This is a genomic window from Pseudomonas sp. m6p (assembly GCF_055760375.1).
Genome location: NZ_CM147084.1, coordinates 5,200,601 through 5,225,355, shown reverse-complemented (window position 1 = coordinate 5,225,355; position 24,755 = coordinate 5,200,601). Strand labels below are relative to the sequence as shown.

Genomic DNA, 24,755 nt, shown 5'->3' with positions numbered 1-24,755 from the left:
CCTCATGACGCATTGCGGTCACGTCGCGGAACGGGATGTTCTCAAAAAACCAACAGATTGTTCCAGTTAAATATAAAAAGTTGTACACATAAATGCTTTCTGCCTGCTATGGCATCCCCCTGCGGTGCACACTGCTGTAGTGAGGGGATTTATCCCCGATGGGTGGCGAAGCCGCCCCCTGCGCGCTGACAGGTAGACCGAGCTGACAGGGTTTACGGCTGCTGCGCAACCGATCGGGGATAAATCCCCTCGCCACAGGTTGCATCCAAAACCAGGACACAGGTCTGCTGCCTGGGCTGAATCAAACCCTTGCCTATACTTGCCTTTCTATAACAAAAGTCATGACAAGAGGGCTGCGCCATGGACCATCTCGTACTCACTGTCTTCGCCCCGGACAAGCCCGGGCAGGTCGAGCGCATCGCCCAATGCATCGCCGAGCATGGCGGTAACTGGCTGGAAAGCCGCATGTCACGGATGGCCGGGCAGTTCGCCGGGATTCTGCGGGTGGGCGTGCCGGCGGAGGCTTACGACGAATTAGTCGATTCCCTACAAGCACTGTCGGCGCAGGGCATTCGTGTGCTGATTGCCGAGAGCGGCATCGAGCAGTCCTGTACCTGGAAACCGATCGCCATGGAGCTGGTGGGCAACGACCGTCCGGGCATCGTGCGCGACATTACCCGTTTGCTCAGCGAGCAGGGGGTGAACCTCGAACGGCTGGTGACCGAAGTGCGCCCGGCACCGATGAGCAGCGAGCCGTTATTCCACGCCGAAGCAATTCTCGCGGTGCCGCTGACCCTGTCGCTGGACGTGCTGCAATCGCGCCTGGAAACCCTGGCCGATGATCTGATGGTCGAACTGGTGTTACGCACAGACGTTTAAGCGCCGCCAGGGTTATCCAGTTTTAACGTGCACCTGCCTGTGGATAACCTGTAGAGACCGGGCGCAACGCCACGCAGGCTGTGGCTTGCCGGGAACTGATCAAAAAACCGCCAGCATTCAGTGACTTGCGCACAAACGGCGGGGATCACGCTGTGGATAACCTTGGGAAGGAACGTTGCAGGCCACGAGAATCGTGGCCTGCAAAGCTTTGTGCGTTTTTTGATCAGCTGCGACGACGCAGACTGATCACCGCATCGACGCTATAAACGGCCAGACCTGCCCAGATAAAGATGAACGCGATCAGCGTGCTCGACGACAGATGCTCACCAAACAGCAACACCGCCTGCAGCAGCACCAGCGTTGGTGCCAGGTATTGCAGGAAGCCGATGGTGGTGTAAGGCAGGTGGCGCGTGGCAGCGTTGAAGCACACCAGCGGCACCAGTGTCACCGGGCCGGCGGCTACCAGCCACCAGGCTTGCGAGGTGGTCCAGAACTCCGGTTGCGCGCTGGTTGCGGTCTGGTTGAACAACAGCCAGGCAATGGCGATCGGCACCAGCATCCAGGTTTCCACTACCAGCCCCGGCAAGGCTTTGACCGGCGCCTGTTTGCGGATCAAACCGTAAAAACCAAAGGTCAGCGCCAGCACCAGCGACACCCACGGCAGACTGCCGACCTGCCACACTTGCTGCGCCACGCCGATGGCCGCCAGCCCCACGGCGATCCACTGCATGCGCCGCAGGCGTTCGCCGAGAATCAGCATCCCCAACAGCACGTTGACCAGCGGGTTGATGTAGTAACCGAGACTCGCTTCGAGCATGCGTCCGTTGTTCACCGACCACACGTAGGTCAGCCAGTTGGCCGCGATCAAGGTACCGCTCAGGGCCAGAATCGCCAGGCGTTTGGGGTTGTCGAGCAATTCACGCAACCAGCCCGGATGCTTCCACACCATCAGCAACAGGGCGCCGAACAGCGCCGACCACAGCACCCGGTGAATGATGATCTCGACAGCGGGTACTTCGGCGATGGCTTTGAAGTAGATCGGGAACAGGCCCCAGATGATGTAGGCACTCAGGCCCAGAATGTACCCGCGACGCGGGTTGGCGGCTTGCATGCAGAATCCTTGCTTAGGCAGCTAACAAAGGAGGGATTGTAAGGAGGTTTGTCGACGAATGCCGTAGCGCAATGATCAAGAAATTGTGAACGGCGGACAATTGTGGGAGCGAGCCTGCTCGCGAAGGCGTCGTTTCAGTCGACATCAGTGTTGATTGTCTGTCCGTATTCGCGAGCAGGCTCGCTCCCAGAAGGATTTTGGTGAATCAGAACAGCTTCAAGGGTTCTTCGTTGAGCGCCGAAAGCTGTTCACGCAGCGCCAACACCTGATCGCCCCAATACCGTTCGGTGCCGAACCAAGGAAAGCTGTGCGGAAACGCCGGGTCGTCCCAGCGCCGCGCCAGCCACGCGCTGTAGTGCATCAGCCGCAGGGCGCGCAGCGGTTCGATCAGCGCCAGTTCGCGCGGATCGAAGTCGTGGAATTCGTTGTAGCCATCCATCAGTTCCGAGAGCTGGCCGAGGCATTCCTGACGATCGCCCGCCAGCATCATCCAGATGTCCTGCACGGCCGGGCCCATGCGGCAGTCGTCGAGGTCGACGATGTGGAACATTTCATCGCGGCACATCATGTTGCCGGGGTGGCAGTCGCCGTGCATGCGGATGTTCTGGTGCGGCGTGGCGGCGTAGACGTCTTCGACACGCTTGAGCAAGTCGCGGGCCACAGACTCGTAGGCTGGCAGGAGGCTCTTGGGGATGAAGTTGCCTTCAAGCAATGTTGCCAGCGAGGCATGGCCGAAGTTCTGCACGCCGAGTGCTTCACGGTGTTCGAACGGCTTGGTCGCGCCGACTGCATGAATGCGCCCGAGCAACTGGCCGAGGCGATACAACTGATCGAGATTGCCCGGCTCCGGCGCACGGCCGCCGCGACGCGGAAACAGGGTGAAACGGAAACCGGCGTGTTCGTGCAGGGTCTGGCCGTTGTGGATCAGCGGCGCCACCACCGGGATTTCGACGTCGGCCAGTTCGAAGGTGAACTGGTGTTCTTCGAGGATGGCTTCGTTGGTCCAGCGTTGCGGACGGTAGAACTTGGCGATCAGCGGTTCGGAGTCTTCGATGCCGACCTGATAGACGCGGTTTTCGTAGCTGTTGAGCGCGAGAATGCGCGCATCGCTGAGGAAACCGATGCTTTCGACGGCATCGAGCACGAGATCGGGTGTAAGGGTTTCAAACGGGTGGGCCATGCTGACTCCTGCGCGCAGCAGGCTGCCGCGTCCGGCCCAGCATGGTAGCGCAGATGGCAGCGGGGGAGTGGGTTGGTGTCTGGTTGGACTTCTTCGCGAGCAGGCTCGCTCCCACATTTGGAATGCAATCCCCTGTGGGAGCGAGCCTGCTCGCGAAAGCGATTTGTCAGGCGCCGACGATTCCACCGTCCTCACGGGTAATCGCCATCACCGATGAACGCGGCTTGCCATTCGGCAGATGCTCGGGGAAGGTCGAACCACCGTTCTCGCCCGGGTGCTGAATCCCGACAAACAGGGTCTTCTGGTCCGGCGAGAAGCTGATCCCGGTGACTTCGCAACCAATCGGCCCGACCATGAAACGGCGAATCTCGCCGGTCTTGGGGTCGGCACAGAGCATCTGGTTGTTGCCCATCCCGGCAAAGTCGCCGGCATTGCTTGAGTCGCCGTCCGTCAGAATCCACAGGCGCCCGGCCTTGTCGAAGCCCAGCCCGTCGGGGCTGTTGAACATGTTCTGCGAGGTGATGTTCGACGAACCGCCCTTCGGCGTACCGGCATGGACGCCTGGATTGCCGGCGACCACAAACAGATCCCAGGCGAAGGTCTTCGAGGCGTGATCGTCGCGGTCGGTGCGCCAGCGCAGGATCTGCCCGTAGACGTTCTTCGCGCGCGGGTTCGGCCCGCCCACCGGCTGTCCGTCTTCGCCGCGCTTGGCGTTGTTGGTCAGGGTGCAATAAACCTGGCCGTCCTTCGGACTGACCACGATCCATTCCGGGCGGTCCATGCGCGTGGCGCCGACCACGCTGGCGGCGAGGCGGGCGTGGATCAGCACTTCGGCCTGATCGGCGAAACCGCTGCTGGCGTCGATGCCGTTCTTGCCATGGGTTAGTTCGATCCACTGGCCCTGGCCTTTCGGATGATCCGGGTTGCCGTCACCGGCATCGAATTTCGCCACGTACAAAGTGCCGTGGTCGAGGATGTTGCGGTTGGCCTTGGCGTTGCGGTGGTTGATGCGGTCGCGGCTGACGAATTTGTAGATGAACTCGCCCCGTTCGTCGTCGCCCATGTACACCACGGCGCGGCCGTCGTCGGTCTCGGCCAGTGCGGCGTTTTCATGTTTGAAGCGACCCAGCGCGGTACGTTTGACCGGGGTCGATTGCGGATCGAACGGATCGATCTCGACCACCCAGCCGTGACGGTTGAGCTCGTTGGGGTTCTTGGCCATGTCGAAGCGTGGATCGAACGGATGCCAGTTGATCTCGCGGCTGGCCGCCGACACACCGTAACGCTTCTGCGCCGGGTCGAACTGCTGCTGGGCGTTACTGCTGCCAAAGCAGTCGGTGAAGTTTTCTTCGCAGGTCAGATAGGTGCCCCACGGTGTCTTGCCGTTGGCGCAGTTCTGGAAGGTGCCGAGGACTCTCTTGCCGTGCTTGTCGGCGGCCGTCTTCATCAGCTCGTGACCAGCCGCCGGGCCGCTGATGCGCAACGGCGAGTTGCCGTGGATGCGCCGGTTGTAACGCGAGCCCTGGACGAACTGCCATTGGCCGTTCTTGCTCTGCACTTCGATCACCGATACACCTTCGCAGGCCAGCGCCTTGCGCACGTCTTCGGCCGATTGCGGCATGCCGCCGTGCGGGTAGAGGTAGCGGTAGTTGGTGTATTCGTTGTTGATCGCCATCAACGCGCGGTTTCTGTCGTCGGGGAATTCGAACAGGCTCATGCCGTCGTTGTTGTCACCGAACTGCACTTCCTGTGCGACGGCGGTGCCATTGCCGCTCGGGTCGAACGCCGGGCCGTTCTTGTGCAATGGCTGACCCCAACTGATCAGCACCGAGGACTTGTAGCCCTTGGGCAGGCTGATGACGTCTGTGGTGGCGGCGGGAATGCTCTCGAAACCGAGCAGGCGGCTGTTGCCGGCGCTGATGCCGGTGGCCAGCGCGCTGCGACTGAGCAGGTTGCCGCCGAGGAACATGGCGGCGCCGCACAGCGCACCGGCGCTGATGAAACCGCGACGGCTGAGGCCGACCATTTTTTCCAGGTCTGTCGATTGGTTTTCTTCTAATAGGCTCACATCAGGCTCCCTGCTTGGTTTTGGCAGCCACCTTAATGAGCGTCGATTACGCTTTCGTTGCAGCGTTTGATTACAGTGGCGTGCCGATCAGCACATTGGACGGCGAAAACTGTACCTGTACCGGTTGCCCGACACTCAGCCCGCGGGTGCGCAGTTGCAGCGGCTCAGCCAGAGCGCAGAGCGTCTGGCCGTTGGGCAAAGCGATGCGCACTTCGCTGGGGCCGTCCTCGGCATCGAGAATGGCTTCGAGGGTGCCGCTTAGTAGATTGTGTCCAGATGTTGCAGCTTGGTCCGCCGCCAGCAGTTCAAGCCAGCCGGCCTTGATCAATGCCACCACTTCAGTGCCCGGTTGCAGTTCCAGATGCACGGTGCTGTCGTGGGTGATCTGTGCATTGATCCACAGGCCTTCAGCCAGTTCGAGGCGGATCATGTCATTGCGGCCCTGACCTTCGATGTTCACGACTTTGCCGTGCAGTTGATTGCGGGCGCTGGTTCTGAGCATCAATCGCCCGAGCAGATCCAGATCACTGGCGTCTTCAGCGGCTTCCAGTACCTGCGCCTGCAAGGCCTGCAGCTTTTGATAAAGGCGCAACACCCGCTCGCCTTCGCTGGACAATCTGGCGCCACCGCCGCCCTTGCCGCCGACCGCACGTTCCACCAGTGGCTTCTGCGCCAGGTTGTTCAGCTCATCAATCGCATCCCATGCCGCTTTGTAACTCAAACCGGCGCTTTTTGCGGCGCGGGTGATCGAGCCCTGTTCGGCAATGTGTTGCAGCAGGGCGATGCGCTGCGGACGGCGGACGATGTGCTGGGAGAGCAGGGTGGGCAGGGACATGGATGGGGGCTTTTTCACGGTGGCGGTGGGGGGAAATTGGCGGCTTGCAACGCCGGAGTCAAGCCTGACACATAACCCTGTGGGAGCGAGCCTGCTCGCGAAGGCGTCAGCATATTCAACGCTGATGATGACCGACACTGCGCTTTCGCGAGCAGGCTCGCTCCCACAATGGGATTGTGCTGACTTCAATTCCCTGGTTTTGGCGTGCGCGCCAGGCAATACACGTCAATCCGCGCTGCGCCTGCATTTTTTAGCAGTCGCGCCAATGCTTGGGCCGTGGCGCCGGTGGTCAGCACGTCATCGACCAATGCGAAGTGCCGACCTTTCACATCGGTGTCAGGGTTCAGCGCGAAGGCATGACGCAAATTGCGCTTGCGCGCCTTGGCGTCGAGATCCTGCTGGGCGCTGGTGTCGTGGACCCGCCGTAGCGCCTGTTCCTCAAAAGGCAGATCCAGCTGTTGGCTCAACCATCGCCCGAGCATCGCGGCTTGATTGAACCCGCGTTGGCGCAGTCGTTTGCTGGCCAATGGCACCGGCACCAACGCGTCGGGTCGTGGCAATCCCTCATCGAAGCGATGTTGCAGGTATTGTCCGGCAACATCGGCGAGCAGGTGACCAAACGGCCATTTCGCCTTGTGTTTAAAGCGTGTAATCAGACTGTCCACCGGGAAGTCATAGCGCCACGGCACGACCACCTGTTCGAACGCCGGCGGCTCTAGCAGGCACTCGCTGCAGGTCAGACCGACAGCCGGCATCGGCAACGCGCACGTCTGGCACTGGTCGCCGAGCCAGGGCAGCTCGGTTTCACAGGCGACGCACATTGGCAATTCTGCTTCTGCGGGCTCATCGCACAGCAAGCAGGTCTGTACGTTTTTTAAACAGATGTAAACCTGTTGTGCGTATCGTGGTTGACAGCGCATGACTCTTCCTTAAATATGCCGAACATCCGTGTCGCGCCTGTGGGTATTCCGTTCCCGCAGCCGCCAGCCAAGCATAACCAAGGAACTGCCCATGAGCGCCAGCACCTCTGCCACCCTGCGTCACGACTGGTCTTTAGCCGAAGTTAAAGCGCTCTTCGTACAGCCATTCAACGACTTGCTGTTCCAGGCGCAGACGGTGCACCGTGCACATTTCAACGCCAACCGGGTGCAGGTTTCCACGCTGCTGTCGATCAAGACCGGCGCCTGCCCGGAAGACTGCAAGTACTGCCCGCAGTCCGGTCACTACAACACCGGCCTGGAAAAAGAAAAGCTGATGGAAGTGCAGAAAGTCCTCGAAGAGGCTGCCCGCGCTAAGGCCATCGGCTCGACCCGTTTCTGCATGGGGGCCGCGTGGAAGCACCCGTCGGCCAAAGACATGCCGTATGTGCTGAAGATGGTCGAAGGCGTGAAAGCCATGGGTCTGGAAACCTGCATGACCCTTGGGCGTCTCGATCAGGAGCAGACCGAAGCGCTGGCCAAGGCTGGCCTGGATTACTACAACCACAACCTCGACACCTCGCCGGAGTTCTACGGCAGCATCATCACCACCCGTACTTACAGCGAGCGCCTGCAGACCCTGGCCTACGTGCGTGAGTCGGGGATGAAGATCTGCTCCGGCGGCATCCTCGGCATGGGCGAGTCGCTGGACGACCGCGCCAACCTGCTGATCCAGCTGGCCAACCTGCCGGAGCATCCGGAGTCAGTGCCGATCAACATGCTGGTGAAAGTGGCCGGTACGCCGCTGGAAAACGCCGACGACGTCGATCCGTTCGATTTCATCCGCATGCTTGCCGTGGCGCGCATCCTCATGCCGCAATCCCACGTGCGCCTGTCCGCCGGCCGCGAAGCGATGAACGAGCAGATGCAGGCGTTGGCATTCTTTGCCGGTGCCAACTCGATTTTTTACGGCGACAAACTGCTGACCACTGCCAACCCGCAGGCCGACAAGGACATGCAACTGTTCGCGCGTCTGGGTATTCAGCCAGAAGCCCGTGAAGAGCATGCCGATGAGGTGCATCAGGCCGCGATCGAGCAGGCGCTGGTGGAGCAGAAGAGCAGCGAGCAGTTCTATAACGCTGCGGTCTGATCACTTTACGGATTCCATGTAGGAGCTGCCGCAGGCTGCGATCTTTTGATCTTGTCTTTAAAAACAACATCAAAAGATCGCAGCCTGCGGCAGCTCCTACACAGTCATTTTTCAGATGTGAGGCCTGCATGTCTTTCGATCTCGCCGCACGCCTTGCTGCCCGCCGTGCTGAAAATCTCTATCGCCAGCGTCCGTTGCTCGAGTCCCCGCAGGGGCCTGAAGTGGTGGTCGACGGGCAGCCGTTGCTGGCGTTCTGCAATAACGACTACCTTGGTCTGGCCAATCACCCGCAGGTGATCGAAGCCTGGCGCGCCGGTGCCGAGCGCTGGGGCGTGGGTGGCGGAGCGTCGCATCTGGTGATCGGCCACAGCGGCCCGCATCACGCACTGGAAGAAGCGCTGGCTGACCTCACCGGCCGGCCGCGTGCGTTGCTGTTCACCACTGGCTACATGGCCAACCTCGGTGCGGTCACGGCACTGGTCGGGCAGGGCGATACGGTGTTGGAAGACCGCCTCAATCACGCCTCGTTGCTGGATGCCGGTCTGTTGTCCGGCGCGCGTTTCAATCGTTATCTGCACAACGACGCCGACAGTCTGGCCACGCGTCTGGAGAAAGCCACGGGCAACACGCTGGTGGTCACCGATGGCGTGTTCAGCATGGACGGCGACATTGCCGATCTGCCCGCGCTGGCCCGGGAAGCCAAGGCCAGGGGCGCGTGGCTGATGGTCGATGATGCCCATGGCTTCGGCCCGCTCGGCGCCAATGGCGGCGGGATCGTCGAGCATTTCGGCTTGAGTCAGGACGATGTGCCGGTGCTGGTCGGCACCCTCGGCAAGGCGTTCGGCACGGCGGGTGCTTTTGTCGCCGGCAGCGAAGAGCTGATCGAAAGCCTGATCCAGTTTGCCCGGCCGTACATCTACACCACCAGCCAGCCACCGGCGCTGGCCTGCGCAACGCTGAAAAGTCTGGAATTACTGCGCACGGAACACTGGCGTCGTGAACATTTGCAGACGCTGATCCGCCAGTTCCGCCACGGCGCCGAGCAGATCGGCCTGCAATTGATGGACAGCTTCACCCCGATCCAGCCGATTCTGATCGGCGATGCCGGTCGCGCCGTGCGCCTGTCGCAGATGCTGCGCGAGCGCGGCTTGATGGTCACGGCAATCCGTCCGCCGACCGTCCCGGCGGGCAGCGCACGCCTGCGCGTGACCCTGACCGCTGCCCACAGCGACGCGCAGGTGCAGCTATTGTTGGAAGGACTGGCCGATTGCTTTGCCCAACTGCCGCCGGAGCCAAGCCATGCGTGATCGTCTGATTCTGCTGCCGGGCTGGGGCCTTGGTATTTCGCCGCTGGAGCCTTTGACCGCAGCGTTACAGGGACTCGACGAGCATCTGTATGTCGAGATCGAGCCGTTGCCCGAGCTTGATTCGAGCGACTTGCAGGAGTGGCTCGACGATCTCGATGAACGTATTCCTCAGGATGTGTGGCTGGGCGGCTGGTCGCTGGGCGGCATGCTTGCCTCTGAGTTGGCAGCACGGCGCGGCGAGCGTTGCTGCGGTCTGCTGACGCTGGCGAGCAATCCTTCTTTCGTGGCCCACGAGCATTGGCCGAGTGCGATGCCGGACGAGACGTTCGATGCATTTCTTGCCGGCTGCCAGGCCGATCCGCGGCTGACCCTCAAACGGTTCTCGTTGTTGTGTGCTCAGGGCGCGCAAGAGCCGCGCGGCTTGTCGCGGCTGATGCTGGGCGGCGCGCCGAATGCGGCCCCCGAAACCTTGTTGGCCGGGCTGGAACTGCTCGCCCAACTGGATACCCGTGAAGCGTTGCAGGCGTTTCGCGGCCCCCAGTTGCACTTGTTCGCCGGGCAGGACGGTTTGGTGCCAGCGGAAGCGGCGGGGGCGTTGTTCGCGCTGTTGCCGGATATCGAAATTGGTCTGATCGAACAGGCCAGTCATGCGTTTCTTCTGGAAGACCCCCATGGCGTGGCGGGTGCGATCCAGGCTTTTCTACACGAGTGCGGTGATGACTGATTTGTCTCTTGTTGCGCTGCCCGGCGGCTTGCCCGACAAGCGCCAGGTCGCGGCCTCTTTCTCCCGTGCGGCGGCCAGTTACGACAGTGTTGCCGAATTGCAGCGTGATGTCGGCTCACAGTTGCTGCAGCGGTTGCCGGAAGATTTTCTGCCGTCGCGCTGGCTGGATCTTGGCTGCGGCACCGGCTATTTCACTCGCGCATTGGCCGAGCGATATGTCGAGGGGCAGGGTCTGGCACTGGATATCGCCGAGGGCATGCTCGGTCACGCACGGCCACTGGGCGGCGCGCAGCATTTCATCGCGGGTGATGCGGAGCGTCTGCCATTGCAGGATTCGACCTGCGAGCTGATCTTCTCCAGCCTCGCGGTGCAGTGGTGTGCGGACTTCGAATCGGTGCTCAGCGAAGCTTTTCGTGTGCTCAAGCCGGGCGGGGTTTTCGCGTTTGCTAGTCTTTGTGTCGGGACGTTGTACGAATTGCGCGACAGTTGGCGGCAGGTCGATGGGCTGGTGCACGTCAACCGCTTCCGCGAATTCGCCCGGTATGAGCAGTTGTGCGCCGCCAGTGGCTTGCGTTCGGTGAGTCTGCAGAATCAGGCGCATGTGCTGCACTACCCGGATGTGCGCAACCTGACCCACGAACTCAAGGCGCTCGGTGCGCACAATCTGAACCCCGGGCGGCCGGGTGGTTTGACCGGGCGGGCGCGGATCCTCGGCCTGATTGAGGCGTATGAACAGTTCCGTCAGCCGCAGGGATTGCCGGCGACTTACCAGGTGGTTTACGCGGTGTTGGAGAAACCCTTATGAGCGCAGCCTATTTCATCACCGGGACTGACACCGATGTCGGCAAGACCACCGTGGCAGCCGGATTGCTGCATGCTGCGCGCTCGGCGGGGCTGAGTACGGCGGCGGGCAAACCGGTGGCTTCGGGGTGCGAGGTAACCGCCAAGGGTTTGCGCAATGCTGATGCGTTGGCGCTGCTGGCCGAAAGCTCGGTGCCGCTGACTTATCAACAGGTCAATCCGGTCGCGTTCGAGCCGGCCATCGCGCCACATCTGGCGGCGCGCGAGGCGGGTATCGCGCTGACCGTGCAATCGCTGTTGGCGCCGATGCGCGAAATCCTGGCGCTGAATGCCGATTTCACCTTGATCGAAGGGGCGGGTGGCTGGCGGGTGCCGTTGGCGGATCAGGACAATCTGTCGGATCTGGCCATCGCGCTGAAGCTGCCGGTGATTCTGGTGGTGGGCGTGCGGCTGGGCTGTATCAGTCATGCCTTGCTGACGGCCGAGGCAATTGCCCGCGATGGCCTGCAACTGGCCGGTTGGGTGGCGAATATCATCGACCCGAAGACGTCGCGGCTGGAAGAGAATCTGGCGACGCTGGCCGAGCGGCTTCCCGCGCCGTGTCTGGGGCGGGTACCGAAACTTAAGTCGCTCAGCGCCGAGGCGGTGGCTGCCCACTTGCAACTCGATCTGCTGGACTAATGCTTTTGCTATGACAGGGCACTGTGCCATCAGTATTTTTGACGGGTGTTTTTCTGGCACCTCTGCTTCAATGGCAACCATTGATCCTTCCCAAGGATGAGAACTCCCATGGAAATCACCGGTAACACAGCTTTTTATGCGGGTTTGAGCACCATTCAAACCGGGCAGAATCGTGTCGATCAGGCCGCCAGCCAGATCGCCAATAATACGATCGAGCGTTCGGTTACCAGCCAGTCTTCCGAGGCGCAGATCGATCGCCTGCGCGGTATCGATCGCAGTCAGCAAATGGATCCGGGCAGCGCCATGGCCGAAATGGCTCAAGGCAAGTTTCAGGTGGAGCTGGGCACCAAGGTCGCCAAGGCTTCCGATGAAATGCTCGGTACGATCATTGATACGTTTGCCTGATTTTTTGTGGTCCCTGCCTGCTGAACGCCGCGCTTTGTCGCGGCGTTTTTCGTTGTAAGTCCTTCTCCCTCAACTAATCTTTTTTCATTGCCCGTGGCGCTTTGCAGCCCATGGCCGTTTGCTGTGTCCGGCGTTTGAAAAAAGTCATGACGAACGGCAAAAGATCGACGCTTGACAAGATTTCGGCGTAAACGTATGTTTCAAACAACTGTTTGACCGTCATAACAAATCAACACGGTCGTTCATTCCCGGTTACATCAGCAGAGGTTTATCGCTATGCCTGACTACAAGGCCCCCTTGCGTGATATTCGCTTCGTTCGTGACGAACTGCTCGGCTACGAAGCGCACTATCAGAGCCTTCCAGCTTGCTCCGAAGCAACGCCGGACATGGTTGACGCCATCCTCGAAGAAGGCGCCAAGTTTTGTGAGCAGGTATTGGCACCGCTGAACCGCGTGGGCGACCTCGAAGGCTGCACCTGGAGCGAGTCCGGTGTGAAAACCCCGACTGGCTTCAAAGAGGCTTACAAGCAATTCGTTGAAGGCGGCTGGCCGAGCCTGGCGCACGACGTCGAGCACGGCGGCCAAGGCCTGCCGGAGTCGCTGGGTCTGGCTGTGAGCGAAATGGTCGGTGAAGCCAACTGGTCGTGGGGCATGTACCCGGGCCTGTCGCACGGCGCGATGAACACCATCTCCGAGCACGGTACCCCTGAGCAGCAAGAAGCCTATCTGACCAAACTGGTCTCCGGCGAGTGGACCGGCACCATGTGCCTGACCGAGCCGCACTGCGGCACCGACCTGGGCATGCTGCGCACCAAGGCCGAGCCTCAGGCCGATGGCTCCTACAAGGTTTCCGGCACCAAGATCTTCATCTCGGCCGGTGAACACGACATGGCCGACAACATCGTCCACATCGTACTGGCCCGCCTGCCGGACGCACCGGCTGGCACCAAAGGCATTTCCCTGTTCATCGTTCCAAAATTCCTGCCGAACGCCGATGGCACCATCGGTGCGCGTAACGCAGTGAGCTGCGGCTCGCTGGAACACAAGATGGGCATTCACGGCAACGCCACTTGCGTGATGAACTTCGACGGCGCCACCGGTTTCCTGATCGGCCCGGCGAACAAAGGCCTGAACTGCATGTTCACCTTCATGAACACCGCACGTCTGGGTACCGCGCTGCAAGGTCTGGCCCACGCCGAAATCGGCTTCCAGGGCGGCCTGAAATATGCTCGCGATCGTCTGCAAATGCGTTCCCTGACTGGCCCGAAAGCGCCGGACAAGGCCGCTGACCCGATCATCGTGCACCCTGACGTACGTCGCATGCTGCTGACTATGAAGGCCTTCGCCGAAGGCAACCGCGCGATGGTGTACTTCACCGCCAAACAGGTCGACATCGTCAAGTACGGCGTCGACGAAGAAGAGAAGAAGAAGGCCGACGCACTGCTGGCGTTCATGACGCCGATCGCCAAGGCGTTCATGACCGAAGTCGGTTTCGAAGCCGCCAACCACGGCGTGCAGATCTACGGTGGTCACGGTTTCATCGCCGAGTGGGGCATGGAGCAGAACGTTCGCGACAGCCGCATTTCGATGCTGTACGAAGGCACCACCGGTATCCAGGCACTCGACCTGCTGGGCCGTAAAGTGCTGATGACTCAAGGCGAGGCTCTGAAAGGCTTCACCAAGATCGTTCACAAGTTCTGCCAGAACAACGAAGGCAACGACGCCGTCAAAGAATTCGTTGCACCGCTGGCTGCACTGAACAAGGAATGGGGCGAGCTGACCATGAAGGTCGGTATGGCAGCCATGAAAGACCGTGAAGAAGTCGGCGCGGCCTCCGTGGATTACCTGATGTACTCCGGTTACGCCTGCCTGGCCTACTTCTGGGCTGACATGGCGCGCCTGGCTGCTGAAAAACTGGCTGCCGGCACCACCGACGAGGCGTTCTACACCGCCAAGCTGCAAACCGCGCGCTTCTACTTCCAGCGCATCCTGCCACGTACCCGTACCCACGTGGCCACCATGCTGTCGGGCGCCAACAACCTGATGGACATGAAAGAAGAAGACTTCGCACTGGGCTACTAAGCCTCAACGCGGTCTGACCAAACCGCTGCTCTTCCGGGGGCAGCGGTTTTTTTTTGTTGCTGAATCGCTCAGCAACCCGGCTTTTCTGCCGTTAAAGAGACTGCCTGTGATCTGGATCACATTGTGTGTGCTTAACTGGCCACATTGCAGGCACAATGCCATCTCTTTGATATGACGGGTCGGAGCTTTACCCTTGCCGCGTTCTTCCGCTGTACGTTTCAGTCATTTCCTGCCTTCACTGCTGTTATTGCTTGCGGGGTTGGCGGCTGCGTACGTCAAAGACCTCAATGTGTTCTTCACTTCGCTGTTCAACGTGCTGCCGACCCTGGTGCTGCTGTTGGGCGGCGCTTACTGTGCGGTTTACCGACGTCAGCGCGAACTGTTTCTGATGCTCACGGTATACATCGCCTACTTTCTGCTCGACACCCAGACTGACTATTACCGCGATAACGGCAAAGTGCGCGAAGACGCCGCGGTGGTGTTTCATCTGGTCTGTCTGCTGTTGCCGCTGTTGTTCGGCCTGTTCGCCGCGTGGCAAGAGCGCACCCATCTGTTTCAGGACATGGTCGCGCGGTTCGCCGTGTTGCTGGCCTTTGGCAGCGTCGCCCTCGGTCTTGAGCAAAGTTATCCCCAGGCGTTGCTGATGTGGCTCTCGGAAATCCGCTGGCCTGCACTGCACGGCGCCTGGATGAGCCTGATCCAGATGTCCTATCCGGTGTTTCTCTCGGCGTTCCTGCTGCTGGCCTGGCAATACTGGCGCAACCCGCGCCCGTTGCATGCGGCGCAACTGGTCGGCTTGCTCGGGTTGTTCTGGATGCTGCCGAAAACCTTCATCCTGCCGTTCACCCTGAACATCATGTGCAGTCAGGTGATGCTGATGATTGCCGCCGCCGTGGCGCATGAGGCCTACCAAATGGCCTTCCGCGATGAACTCACCGGTCTGCCGGGGCGTCGTGCGCTCAATGAACGCATGCAGCGTCTGGGGCGCAACTATGTGCTGGCGATGAGCGACGTCGATCACTTCAAGAAATTCAACGACACCCACGGTCACGACGTCGGTGACCAAGTGCTACGGCTGGTCGCGAGCAAACTGTCGAAAATCAGCGGTGGCGGTAGGGCATATCGCTATGGTGGTGAGGAATTCGCCCTGGTGTTTGCGGGCAAAACCCTCGAGGAATGCATGCCGCACCTGGAAGTGATCCGCGAGTCGATTGCCTCCTACAACATCCAGTTGCGCAATCAGGAGAACCGCCCGCAGGACGACCAGCAAGGTCGCCAGCGGCGTGGCGGCAGCGGTGCTTCCAGTGTCTCGGTCACGGTCAGTATCGGTGTCGCCGAACGCGTCGAGCAGCGAACGCCGGAAGAAGTCCTCAAGTCTGCCGACCAGGCGTTGTACAGCGCCAAGGGCGCCGGGCGTAACTGCGTCATGGCGTTCGGTCAGAACCGTCGCGGCGCGGTGCGCATGGACAGCGCCGCTGGCTGACTCAAGCCACACGTCATCACTCAAAAGCCCGCTGATTGCGGGCTTTGTTTTATCGCTGAATGCTGGTGACCAAAAATAACAAATCAGTCACCGGTTGACCCTATGTGTCGCAAAAGTTGTTGAGGTACACTCGGCCTCAACGAAAACACTCTTCCACGAATCACCTGTTTAGATCTTGCGAGGTTTGCCATGGCTGACTACAAAGCGCCGCTGCGCGATATGCGCTTCGTCCTCAATGAAGTATTCGAAGTCGCCAAACTCTGGGCCGAACTGCCGGCCTTGGCCGAGACTGTCGATGCAGAAACCGTAGAAGCCATTCTCGAAGAAGCCGGTAAGGTCACCAGCAAAAGCATCGCCCCCCTGAGCCGCGCAGCCGACGAAGAAGGCTGCCACTGGAAGGACGGTGCCGTCAGCACCCCGGCCGGTTTCCCACAGGCCTATCAGACTTACGCTGAAGGCGGCTGGGTCGGTGTCGGTGGCGATCCGGCCTACGGCGGCATGGGCATGCCCAAGGCTGTTTCGGCTCAAGTAGAAGAGATGGTCAACTCCGCCAGCCTGTCGTTCGGTCTGTACCCGATGCTGACCGCCGGTGCCTGCCTGTCGATCAACGCCCACGCCAGCGAAGAGCTGAAGGCCGCCTACCTGCCGAACATGTACGCCGGCATCTGGGCCGGTTCCATGTGCCTGACCGAGCCGCACGCCGGCACCGACCTGGGCATCATCCGCACCAAGGCCGAACCGCAGGCCGACGGTTCCTACAAGGTCAGCGGCACCAAGATCTTCATCACCGGCGGAGAGCACGACCTGACCGAGAACATCATCCACCTGGTGCTGGCGAAATTGCCGGACGCCCCGGCTGGCCCGAAAGGCATCTCGCTGTTCCTGGTGCCGAAGTTCATGGTCAATGCCGATGGCAGCCTGGGCGCGCGCAACCCGGCCAACTGCGGTTCGATCGAACACAAGATGGGCATCCAGGCGTCCGCGACCTGCGTGATGAACTTCGACGAAGCCGTGGGTTATCTGGTCGGCGAGCCGAACAAGGGCCTGGCAGCGATGTTCACCATGATGAACTACGAACGTCTGGGCGTCGGCATTCAAGGCCTGGCCAGCGGCGAGCGCTCCTATCAGAACGCCGTCGAATACGCGCGCGATCGTCTGCAGAGCCGTTCGCCGACCGGCGCGCAGAACAAGGACAAGGTTGCCGACCCGATCATCGTCCACCCTGACGTGCGTCGCATGCTGCTGACCATGAAAGCCTCGAACGAGGGCGGTCGCGCCTTCTCCACTTACGTGGCGATGCAACTCGACACCGCCAAATTCAGCGAAGACGCCACCACCCGCAAGCGCGCAGAAGATCTGGTCGCGTTGCTGACGCCGGTGGCCAAGGCATTCCTCACTGACCTGGGCCTGGAAACCACCGTCCACGGCCAGCAGATTTTCGGCGGCCACGGTTACATCCGCGAGTGGGGTCAGGAGCAACTGGTGCGTGACGTGCGCATCACCCAGATCTACGAAGGCACCAACGGCATTCAGGCCCTGGACCTGGTCGGGCGCAAGATCGTCGGCAGTGGCGGCGCGTTCTACAAGCTGTTCGCTGACGAGATCCGCCACTTCACCGCAACCGCCAGCGCTGACCTCAGCGAATTCACCAAGCCATTGAACGATGCCGTCAGCACCCTCGACGAGCTGACAGCGTGGCTGCTGGATCGGGCGAAAACCAATCCGAACGAAATCGGCGCGGCCTCGGTCGAATATCTGCAAGCGTTCGGCTACACCGCTTATGCCTACATGTGGGCATTGATGGCGAAAGCCGCGCTGGGCAAAGAAGCGCAGGACGATTTCTATGCCAGCAAACTGGGCACTGCGCGCTTCTATTTCGCTCGTCTGCTGCCGCGTATCCACTCGTTGAGCGCATCGGTGAAGGCGGGCAGCGAGTCGCTGTTCTTGCTGAACGCTGAACAGTTCTGATGATGTAACGTCATGTAAGCATTCTCTTACATGACGTGCTGCTGTTCTCCCATAGGCGTAGATTGGATCCACAGCTAATCTACAACTCATGGACGTCGCGCAGGAAGCGCAAAGCAACAACACGGACACGTAGGATTCTGCCAGGGTGGCGGAGTGAAATGGATGTCAGGGAAACAGTCTGCAAAGCCCCGCTTCGGCGGGGTTTTCTTTTGCCTGAAGAAAAGTTCTCAGGGCAGCGGATCCAGTGGCAGCGCGGCTTTCAGCGGTTTGTGTTCACGCTGAATCACCTCTTCCAGCAACGTGCGCAGCAATGCCAAAGACGCCTGCTGGCGCTGCACATCGCGACACACCAGGCCAACCTGCAGGGGCACCCGTGGCTCGCTCAGCGGTTTCCACAGCAGATCCTGATCGTCGTATTCCCTCTGTGAGCGCCCGGGCAGCACCGTCGCCAGTTTGGTGTGCGGCAAACTGTCGAGAATCCCCAGCATATTGTTCAGCTCGGCCTGCACTTGCGGGCGTCGCCCCAGGCTGGTCAGTTGCGCCTGCCAGATCTGCCGGATCTGAAACTCTTCGCCCAGCAGCAACATCGGCAATTCCGCCGCCTGACGCATCGAAACCTTTTTGAATTCACGCAGCGGATGATCCGCCGGGATCACCAGCGTCAGCTCATCTTCATACAGCATTACGCCATGCAGACCGGGTTGCCGCGGTGGCAGGTAGCTGATGCCGATATCCAGCGAGCCGTTGAGCAAACGGCGCTCGATCTCCAGCCCCGTCAGTTCATAAATCTGCACCACAAGATGCGGCTGCGCCTTACGCACCCGTTCGAGCATTTGCGGCACGAGACTGGTGTGCACGGTTTGCAGTACGCCGATCGCCAGCGTGCGCAAGGCCTGCCCCTTGAAGTTCCCCAGCGCTTCCCGCGCCCGCTGCAAACCGTCGAGCAGTGGCAGGGCGTGGTTGTACAGCGTATGCGCGGCGAGGGTCGGCAGCAGGCGTTTGCTGCTACGTTCGAACAGGGTGACGTCGAGGTTCTGCTCGAGCTGGCGGATCTGTTGCGAGAGCGCCGGTTGCGAGATCGACAGACGCTCAGCGGCCCGGCCCACATGGCCTTCTTCGTAGACCGCGACGAAATAACGCAGTTGTTTGAAATCCATAAGTAATGCTTATCGAAAATGCTGGTAAATCGAAATGGCTCGAAGCCCGCTGTGAGCCTAGTCTAACCGCAATCACAAGGCTTACAGGGCCAGAAAGCGCGATGAATAGCGTTTGCTTCGACAGTGTTTGCATAGGCAGTTCAAAAAACCTCAAACGAGGTTTCTTTCAATGAATCTGTTCAGTTTGCGGCGCCAGGCGCCGAGTCTTGATGACCTCGCGTTCGAGCCCAATCCCGCCGGGGCAGGCGACAGTCCGAATGCCGAGCGCTTGATGCCCAGCGTCGAGCGCCCGCTGCAGGTGTTCGTTCGTGGTCAGGGTTCCTGGCTGTGGGACAGTCATGATCGCGCCTACCTCGACTTCTCCCAGGCCGGCGGTGCCAACAGTCTGGGGCACAGCCCCTCGGCGCTGGTCAAAGCGATTGCCAGTCAGGCCCAGGCGCTGATCAATCCCGGTTTCAATCTGCACAATCGCGGCATGCTCAACCTTGCCGAACGTTTGTGTGCCAGCACTTCCAGCGACCAGGCTTACTTGCTCAACAGTGGCAGCGAGGCCTGTGAAGCGGCAATCAAACTGGCGCGCAAGTGGGGCCAACTGCATCGTGGCGGCGCGTCGCGGATCATTGTTGCCAGACAAGGTTGTCACGGCCGTAGTCTGGCGACGATTTCCGCGTCAGACAGTTGCAACCTGCACAACCGCTTCGCTCCGCTGCTGCCAGGTTTCGATCTGGTGCCGTTCAACGACTTGCCGGCGCTGCACGCGGCTGTCGATGCGCAAACCGTGGCGATCATGCTCGAGCCGATTCAGAGCGATGCCGGGGTGATTCCGGCCACTGAGCATTACCTCAAAGGCGTTGAGCGGCTGTGCCGCGAACTGGGCATTCTGCTGATCCTCGACGAAGTGCAGACCGGTATCGGCCGCTGCGGCAGTTTGCTCGCCGAGCAATCCTACGGTGTGCGCGCCGATATTGTCGTACTCGGCAAGGGCCTGGGTGGTGGTGTGCCGCTGGCAGCGCTGCTGGCCCGAGGCAAAGCCTGCTGCTTTGATGCGGGTGAACTGGGCGGCACTCATCACGGCAATGCACTGATGACCGCGGCCGGTCTGGTGGTGCTCGACAGCGTGCAGGACCGGGCATTTCTCGAACAGGTCAAAGACCACGGTCAGCACTTGCGCGAGGGACTTGCGCGCCTGGCGCACCGTTACGGCCATGGCGAACTGCGTGGTCAAGGCCTGTTCTGGGGGCTGAGCCTGTCAGAGGATTGCGCCGATGCCGTAGTCAGTGCCGCCCTGCACGAAGGCCTGCTGCTCAACGCGCCGCAAGCCGATTGCCTGCGTTTCACCCCGGCACTCACCGTCAGCAAGGCCAACATCGACGAAATGCTCCTGCGCCTGGCCCGCGCTTTCTCGCGGGTGCGCACCGCGCAACTGCAATGCCGCAAAGGGATTGCCGTCTGAACTGAAGTTTCCTGCCCGATTTCAAGAACCGTCTCGCGGTATAACGCACGCCTCACGCCTGATTCTTTTGGCGTGGGGCGTTTTTTTATGCCCGATAGTGGCGATCAAATGGCGTTTGCACTGAACCCTGACGAACGGCGCAGGTCGATTAGCTTGTATGGCTCATGTGAGCCAACCCCCATTCAGGAGCTGACCCATGGACTTCATTCGTATCATCATCGCCATTCTGTTGCCGCCACTGGGTGTGTTTCTGCAGGTCGGGTTCGGCGGGGCGTTCTGGCTGAACATCCTGTTGACGCTGTGTGGTTATATCCCGGGGATCGTGCATGCGGTGTACATCATCGCCAAGCGCTGAGTTCAGCGGCGCGCGATAGATTGCTATCGCGGGCAAGCCCGCTCCCACAGTGTTTTCGGTAGGTCACACATTTTGTGTACACCAAAGAACCTGTGGGAGCGGGCTTGCCCGCGATGGGGGCGGCGCCATTTTGAAAGAAGTGCGATATTCAGTCCGCCAACTCCATCACTCGTCGATAAAACCTCCACTCCTGCTCCAGTGCATGCGCCTGATTCACCGCCCGGCGAAAACCATGGCGCTCTTCTGCGTAATAATGCGCCTCGACCGGGATGCCATTGCGTTCCAGCGCCGTGACCATGTCGCGGGTCTGTTGCGGCACCACCACGGCATCCAGTTCACCCTGAAAGAAAATCACCGGCACCCGGATGTTATTCGCGTGCAGCAATGGCGTGCGTGCGGCGTAGCGCTCGGCGTCCTGTTGGGGATCGCCGATCAGCCAGTCGAGATAATCGCCTTCGAACTTGTGGGTCGCGCGGGCCAGTGCTACCGGGTCGCTGACGCCGTAGAGGCTGGCGCCGGCGCGGAACACCTGGTGAAACGCCAGCGCACACAACGTGGTGTAACCCCCGGCGCTGCCGCCGCGGATAAACGCGCGCTCGCCGTCGATCAGACCTTGTCTGGCCAGATACGCCACCACCGCGCAGGCGTCCTCGACGTCCACCTCGCCCCAGCTCAGATGCAACGCTTGACGGTATTCGCGGCCATAACCGCTACTGCCGCGGTAGTTGAGGTCGGCGACAGCAAAGCCGCGTTGCGTCCAGTACTGGATGCGCGGGTCGAGCATCGGGTAGCAGGCCGAGGTCGGGCCACCGTGGATGAACACCACCAGCGGTGGCTGTGCTTCGTCGTTCATTGCCGGATAAAAGAACCCATGAGCCTCACCGCTGCCGCTCGGGTAGCGCAAGGTCTGTGGACGACTGATGCGCTCCGCCGGCAGTGGCGCAATACCACCGGCCAGCACGTTCACTTCGCGGCTGGAACGATCAATGGCAATCACCGCCGAGGGGCTGATTGGCGAGGCGGCGATGCAATAGATGAGTTGCTGATCCAGCGCCAGGTGCCGGAAACGACTGTAGTCGCCGGTGAAGTCGTCGCCGTCGAGCGCCAGGCGACCAAAACCGCCCTCGGTCAAGCTCGCCAGAAACGAATCGCCCACCGGCAACCAGGTGCAGCCACCCATTTGCCAAGGGGCGGGCGCATGATCGGCCTCGGCGCAAGGCAGTCGCTGCAAACCGTCAGACGTTTCGCCCCACGGCTGCCAGAAGCCGCCGCGATCGGTCAGGCAGTACAGGCGATTTTCAGTGTCGAATCGCGGTTGCTGGATCGACTCTTCACGCACGATGCCAGCCACGCATACCGGGGGCGCAAATGCGTCGTCGGTCAGACGCTCAGTCACCATCAAGCGAGTTGAAGTCCACGGCTGATGCGGTCGGCTCCACTCGATCCACGCCAAACGTCGGCCATTCGGGCTGATGGTGGGCGCGGCATAGAAATCCGCGCCTTCAGCCAGCAAATGCCGGGTACCGTCAGCCAGATCAATGGCGACGAGTCGATGCTGATCTTGTTGCTCCTCAACCGCCAGAACCTGCCCGCATGCAAAATGCAGATCACCATAACGACACTCGCCTGACGTCAGCGCTTCAGGCGTACCCTGCAACGTCTGCCGATACAACTGCTGATCCGCCTCATTGACGAAAACCACCCCGTCCGGCGTCAGACAAAACGCGCCACCGCCATATTCGTACACCCGGCTGCGCACGCTGAAGCCATTCGGCGTCAGACATATCGCCACGCCGTCGCGCCAGTGCCAGATCCGGCACGCGGCGTCTTCGGGGCGATATTCATTCCAGAATAAACCGTTGGCACCGAGTTGCAGTTCGGCGAAGTCCATTCCGGCGGCGACGGCCTGGGTGGCGCTGAAAGGCTCAGCCCTTGGCGATGAGGCGTGAGTTTCGTTCATTACGGAAGGCCAGTTGTTCGATGGTCTGGGTGGCGGTCTCGGCTTCTTCGCGGGCCTTGAGAATCACGCCGTGATGTTCGGACTTGCTGCACACCGGATCGGCGTTACTCGCGTCCCCCGTGAGCATGAACGCCTGACAGCGGCAGCCGCCGAAGTCCTGTTCCTTCTCGTCGCAGGAGCGGCACGGCTCGGGCATCCAGTCATAGCCGCGAAAGCGGTTGAAGCCGAACGAGTCGTACCAGATGTGCTGCATGCTGTGGTCGCGCACATTGGGAAATTGCACCGGCAGCTGTCGGGCGCCATGACAGGGCAGGGCGGTGCCGTCCGGGGTAACCGTCAGAAAGATGCTGCCCCAGCCGTTCATGCAGGCTTTCGGGCGTTCTTCGTAGTAATCCGGGGTGACGAAAATCAACTTGCAGGGATGCCCTTCGGCTTCCAGTTTGGCGCGGTATTCGTTGGTGATGCGTTCGGCGCGCACCAACTGTTCCTTGGTCGGCAGCAGGCCGACACGGTTGAGCTGCGCCCAGCCGTAGAACTGGCAGGTGGCAAGCTCGACGAAGTCCGCTTCGAGCGCGATGCACAGCTCGATAATGCGGTCGATCTTGTCGATGTTGTGCCGATGGGTGACGAAGTTCAGCACCATCGGATAGCCGTGGGCCTTCACCGCGCGAGCCATTTCCAGCTTCTGCGCGAAAGCCTTTTTCGAGCCGGCGAGCAGGTTGTTCACTTGCTCGTCGCTGGCCTGGAAACTGATCTGGATGTGATCGAGGCCGGCCTTCTTGAAGTCACTGATCTTCTGTTCGGTCAGGCCGATGCCCGAGGTAATCAGGTTGGTGTAGAAACCCAGCTGCCGCGCTTCACGGATCAGTTCGGCGAGGTCCTGACGCACCAGCGGTTCGCCACCGGAAAAGCCCAGCTGTGCCGCGCCCATCTCCCGCGCTTCGCGGAACACCTTGATCCACTGCTCGGTGCTCAGCTCTTTGCCCTGCTCGGCGAAATCCAGCGGATTGGAGCAGTACGGGCATTGCAGCGGGCAGCGGTAGGTCAGCTCGGCGAGCAGCCACAGCGGCAGGCCGACCTCGGGCCTGGACGGCACATCAGTCAAGGGTGATCCAGTGTTGCGCACGGGCAACCTCCATGAATTGCTCGATGTCGTCACCGAGTTCGGGCACGTCGGGGAACTGCTCATCGAGTTTGGCGATGATCGCCGCGACATCGCGCTCACCGTCGATCAAACCGCCGATCAGCGCGGCGCTGTCGTTGAGCTTGATCATGCCCTCGGGGTAGAGCAGCACGTGGCCTTTTTGCGCCGGTTCGTACTGGAAGCGGTAGCCGGGACGCCAGGTCGGGATCTTGCTGCGATCGAAACTCATAAGGTGATTCCTTTGTGCCAGACCCGTTGTTCGGTGACGCTGTGGTACGGCGGGCGGTTAAGTTCGTAAGCCATGCTCATGGCATCGAGCATGCTCCAAAGAATGTCCAGTTTGAACTGGAGAATTTCCAGCATGCGCTCCTGACCCTCGCGGGTCTTGTAATGCTCAAGCGTGATCGCCAGACCATGCTCGACATCGCGCCGCGCCTGACCGAGGCGGGTGCGGAAATATTCGTAACCGGCCGGGTCGATCCACGGGTAATGCTGCGGCCAGCTGTCGAGGCGCGACTGGTGGATCTGCGGCGCGAACAGCTCGGTCAACGAGCTGCTGGCGGCTTCCTGCCAACTGGCGCGGCGGGCGAAGTTGACGTAGGCATCGACAGCGAAACGTACGCCGGGCAGCACCAGCTCCTGGGAGCGCAACTGATCCGGATCGAGGCCGACCGCTTGCCCGAGACGCAGCCAGGCTTCAATCCCGCCGTCTTCACCGGGGGCGCCGTCGTGGTCGAGCAGGCGTTGAATCCACTCGCGACGGATCTCGCGATCCGGGCAATTGGCGAGGATCGCCGCGTCTTTCAGGGGGATGTTCACCTGATAGTAAAAGCGGTTGGCGACCCAGCCCTGAATCTGCTCGCGGGTGGCGCGGCCTTCGTACATCGCCACGTGATACGGGTGGTAGATGTGGTAGTAGGCGCCTTTGGCGCGCAGGGCGGCTTCGAATTCGGTGAGGGACAGCGGGGTGTCGGTCATTGCGGTTCTCCGGGGAACAACCGTTAAAATCTTGGGTGTCTGGTCGGACGTCATCGCTGGCAAGCCAGCTCCCACAGTTTTTGTGAACGCCACAGAACCCTGTGGGAGCTGGCTTGC

At 60.9% G+C, this 24,755-nt stretch carries 22 protein-coding genes; 12 read left to right on the top strand and 10 right to left on the bottom strand.

The window, feature by feature from the left end; translation table 11 throughout:
• Nucleotides 1-360 precede the first annotated feature (360 nt).
• Complete coding sequence (locus ACYZUM_RS23910; protein ID WP_007966538.1) at nucleotides 361-879, top strand: glycine cleavage system transcriptional repressor; 519 nt, start codon at nucleotides 361-363, stop codon at nucleotides 877-879.
• Between the two features lie 223 nt (nucleotides 880-1,102).
• On the opposite strand, the gene rarD is transcribed toward ACYZUM_RS23910, so the two are convergent.
• From rarD to ACYZUM_RS23885, 5 genes are all read right to left on the bottom strand, one after another.
• Nucleotides 1,103-1,990 carry an EamA family transporter RarD gene (gene rarD / locus ACYZUM_RS23905; protein WP_041069958.1) on the bottom strand — a complete coding sequence of 296 codons (888 nt, stop codon included), beginning with the start codon at nucleotides 1,988-1,990 and terminating at the stop codon, nucleotides 1,103-1,105.
• A 205-nt stretch (nucleotides 1,991-2,195) separates the two neighbouring features.
• Complete coding sequence (locus ACYZUM_RS23900) at nucleotides 2,196-3,170, bottom strand: serine/threonine protein kinase (protein ID WP_027610685.1); 975 nt, start codon at nucleotides 3,168-3,170, stop codon at nucleotides 2,196-2,198.
• 166 nt (nucleotides 3,171-3,336) lie between these two features.
• Nucleotides 3,337-5,238, bottom strand: coding sequence for a PhoX family protein (locus ACYZUM_RS23895; RefSeq protein WP_108184011.1), 1,902 nt, complete (start codon nucleotides 5,236-5,238; stop codon nucleotides 3,337-3,339).
• Between the two features lie 70 nt (nucleotides 5,239-5,308).
• Nucleotides 5,309-6,073 (bottom strand): TOBE domain-containing protein, encoded by a 765-nt coding sequence (locus ACYZUM_RS23890; protein ID WP_108184010.1) that lies wholly within the window; start codon nucleotides 6,071-6,073, stop codon nucleotides 5,309-5,311.
• A 185-nt stretch (nucleotides 6,074-6,258) separates the two neighbouring features.
• A complete protein-coding gene (locus ACYZUM_RS23885; RefSeq protein WP_108184009.1) occupies nucleotides 6,259-6,993 on the bottom strand; it encodes a ComF family protein in 735 nt (244 codons plus the stop codon).
• Nucleotides 6,994-7,084: 91 nt separating this feature from the next.
• Here ACYZUM_RS23885 and bioB point away from each other — a divergent pair, with 91 nt between their 5' ends.
• From bioB to ACYZUM_RS23840, 9 genes are all read left to right on the top strand, one after another.
• A complete protein-coding gene (gene bioB, locus ACYZUM_RS23880) occupies nucleotides 7,085-8,140 on the top strand; it encodes a biotin synthase BioB (RefSeq protein WP_027610689.1) in 1,056 nt (351 codons plus the stop codon).
• 128 nt (nucleotides 8,141-8,268) lie between these two features.
• Nucleotides 8,269-9,447: an 8-amino-7-oxononanoate synthase gene (gene bioF, locus ACYZUM_RS23875; protein ID WP_108184008.1), complete on the top strand. Its 1,179-nt coding sequence runs from the start codon at nucleotides 8,269-8,271 to the stop codon at nucleotides 9,445-9,447.
• Nucleotides 9,440-10,171: an alpha/beta fold hydrolase gene (locus tag ACYZUM_RS23870; protein ID WP_108184007.1), complete on the top strand. Its 732-nt coding sequence runs from the start codon at nucleotides 9,440-9,442 to the stop codon at nucleotides 10,169-10,171. The genes bioF and ACYZUM_RS23870 overlap by 8 nt, the downstream gene beginning before the upstream one ends.
• Nucleotides 10,164-10,976: a malonyl-ACP O-methyltransferase BioC gene (bioC, locus tag ACYZUM_RS23865; RefSeq protein WP_108184006.1), complete on the top strand. Its 813-nt coding sequence runs from the start codon at nucleotides 10,164-10,166 to the stop codon at nucleotides 10,974-10,976. The genes ACYZUM_RS23870 and bioC overlap by 8 nt, the downstream gene beginning before the upstream one ends.
• Entirely contained in the window at nucleotides 10,973-11,653 is a 681-nt protein-coding gene (bioD, locus tag ACYZUM_RS23860) for a dethiobiotin synthase (protein ID WP_108184005.1), read from the top strand. Before bioC ends, bioD begins: the two co-directional genes overlap by 4 nt.
• A 108-nt stretch (nucleotides 11,654-11,761) precedes the next feature.
• The gene (locus ACYZUM_RS23855; RefSeq protein WP_047297018.1) at nucleotides 11,762-12,058 is read left to right on the top strand and encodes a hypothetical protein; all 297 of its coding nucleotides are present in this window, start codon (nucleotides 11,762-11,764) and stop codon (nucleotides 12,056-12,058) included.
• Between the two features lie 276 nt (nucleotides 12,059-12,334).
• The gene (locus ACYZUM_RS23850; RefSeq protein WP_108184004.1) at nucleotides 12,335-14,140 is read left to right on the top strand and encodes a phenylacyl-CoA dehydrogenase; all 1,806 of its coding nucleotides are present in this window, start codon (nucleotides 12,335-12,337) and stop codon (nucleotides 14,138-14,140) included.
• Nucleotides 14,141-14,333: 193 nt separating this feature from the next.
• Entirely contained in the window at nucleotides 14,334-15,623 is a 1,290-nt protein-coding gene (locus tag ACYZUM_RS23845) for a GGDEF domain-containing protein (RefSeq protein ID WP_041069989.1), read from the top strand.
• Between the two features lie 189 nt (nucleotides 15,624-15,812).
• On the top strand, nucleotides 15,813-17,591 hold the full coding sequence (locus tag ACYZUM_RS23840) for an acyl-CoA dehydrogenase C-terminal domain-containing protein (RefSeq protein ID WP_108184003.1): 1,779 nt from the start codon (nucleotides 15,813-15,815) through the stop codon (nucleotides 17,589-17,591).
• Nucleotides 17,592-17,818: 227 nt separating this feature from the next.
• On the opposite strand, the gene ACYZUM_RS23835 is transcribed toward ACYZUM_RS23840, so the two are convergent.
• The gene (locus tag ACYZUM_RS23835; RefSeq protein WP_108184002.1) at nucleotides 17,819-18,748 is read right to left on the bottom strand and encodes a LysR family transcriptional regulator; all 930 of its coding nucleotides are present in this window, start codon (nucleotides 18,746-18,748) and stop codon (nucleotides 17,819-17,821) included.
• Between the two features lie 169 nt (nucleotides 18,749-18,917).
• On the opposite strand from ACYZUM_RS23835, the gene ACYZUM_RS23830 reads away from it, so the two are divergent.
• Both ACYZUM_RS23830 and ACYZUM_RS23825 read left to right on the top strand, forming a co-directional pair.
• A complete protein-coding gene (locus ACYZUM_RS23830; protein WP_108184001.1) occupies nucleotides 18,918-20,201 on the top strand; it encodes an aspartate aminotransferase family protein in 1,284 nt (427 codons plus the stop codon).
• 196 nt (nucleotides 20,202-20,397) lie between these two features.
• Nucleotides 20,398-20,556 (top strand): YqaE/Pmp3 family membrane protein, encoded by a 159-nt coding sequence (locus ACYZUM_RS23825; protein WP_003228885.1) that lies wholly within the window; start codon nucleotides 20,398-20,400, stop codon nucleotides 20,554-20,556.
• A gap of 148 nt (nucleotides 20,557-20,704) precedes the next feature.
• On the opposite strand, the gene ACYZUM_RS23820 is transcribed toward ACYZUM_RS23825, so the two are convergent.
• The 4 genes from ACYZUM_RS23820 to pqqC are packed head-to-tail and all read right to left on the bottom strand — an operon-like array spanning nucleotide 20,705 to nucleotide 24,638.
• The gene (locus ACYZUM_RS23820; protein ID WP_108184000.1) at nucleotides 20,705-22,516 is read right to left on the bottom strand and encodes a S9 family peptidase; all 1,812 of its coding nucleotides are present in this window, start codon (nucleotides 22,514-22,516) and stop codon (nucleotides 20,705-20,707) included.
• Entirely contained in the window at nucleotides 22,482-23,642 is a 1,161-nt protein-coding gene (pqqE, locus tag ACYZUM_RS23815) for a pyrroloquinoline quinone biosynthesis protein PqqE (protein ID WP_108183999.1), read from the bottom strand. The genes ACYZUM_RS23820 and pqqE overlap by 35 nt, the downstream gene beginning before the upstream one ends.
• Complete coding sequence (gene pqqD, locus ACYZUM_RS23810; protein WP_108183998.1) at nucleotides 23,614-23,889, bottom strand: pyrroloquinoline quinone biosynthesis peptide chaperone PqqD; 276 nt, start codon at nucleotides 23,887-23,889, stop codon at nucleotides 23,614-23,616. The genes pqqE and pqqD overlap by 29 nt, the downstream gene beginning before the upstream one ends.
• Nucleotides 23,886-24,638, bottom strand: a complete 753-nt coding sequence (gene pqqC / locus ACYZUM_RS23805) for a pyrroloquinoline-quinone synthase PqqC (protein WP_108183997.1) — start codon at nucleotides 24,636-24,638, stop codon at nucleotides 23,886-23,888. The genes pqqD and pqqC overlap by 4 nt, the downstream gene beginning before the upstream one ends.
• Nucleotides 24,639-24,755 lie beyond the last annotated feature (117 nt).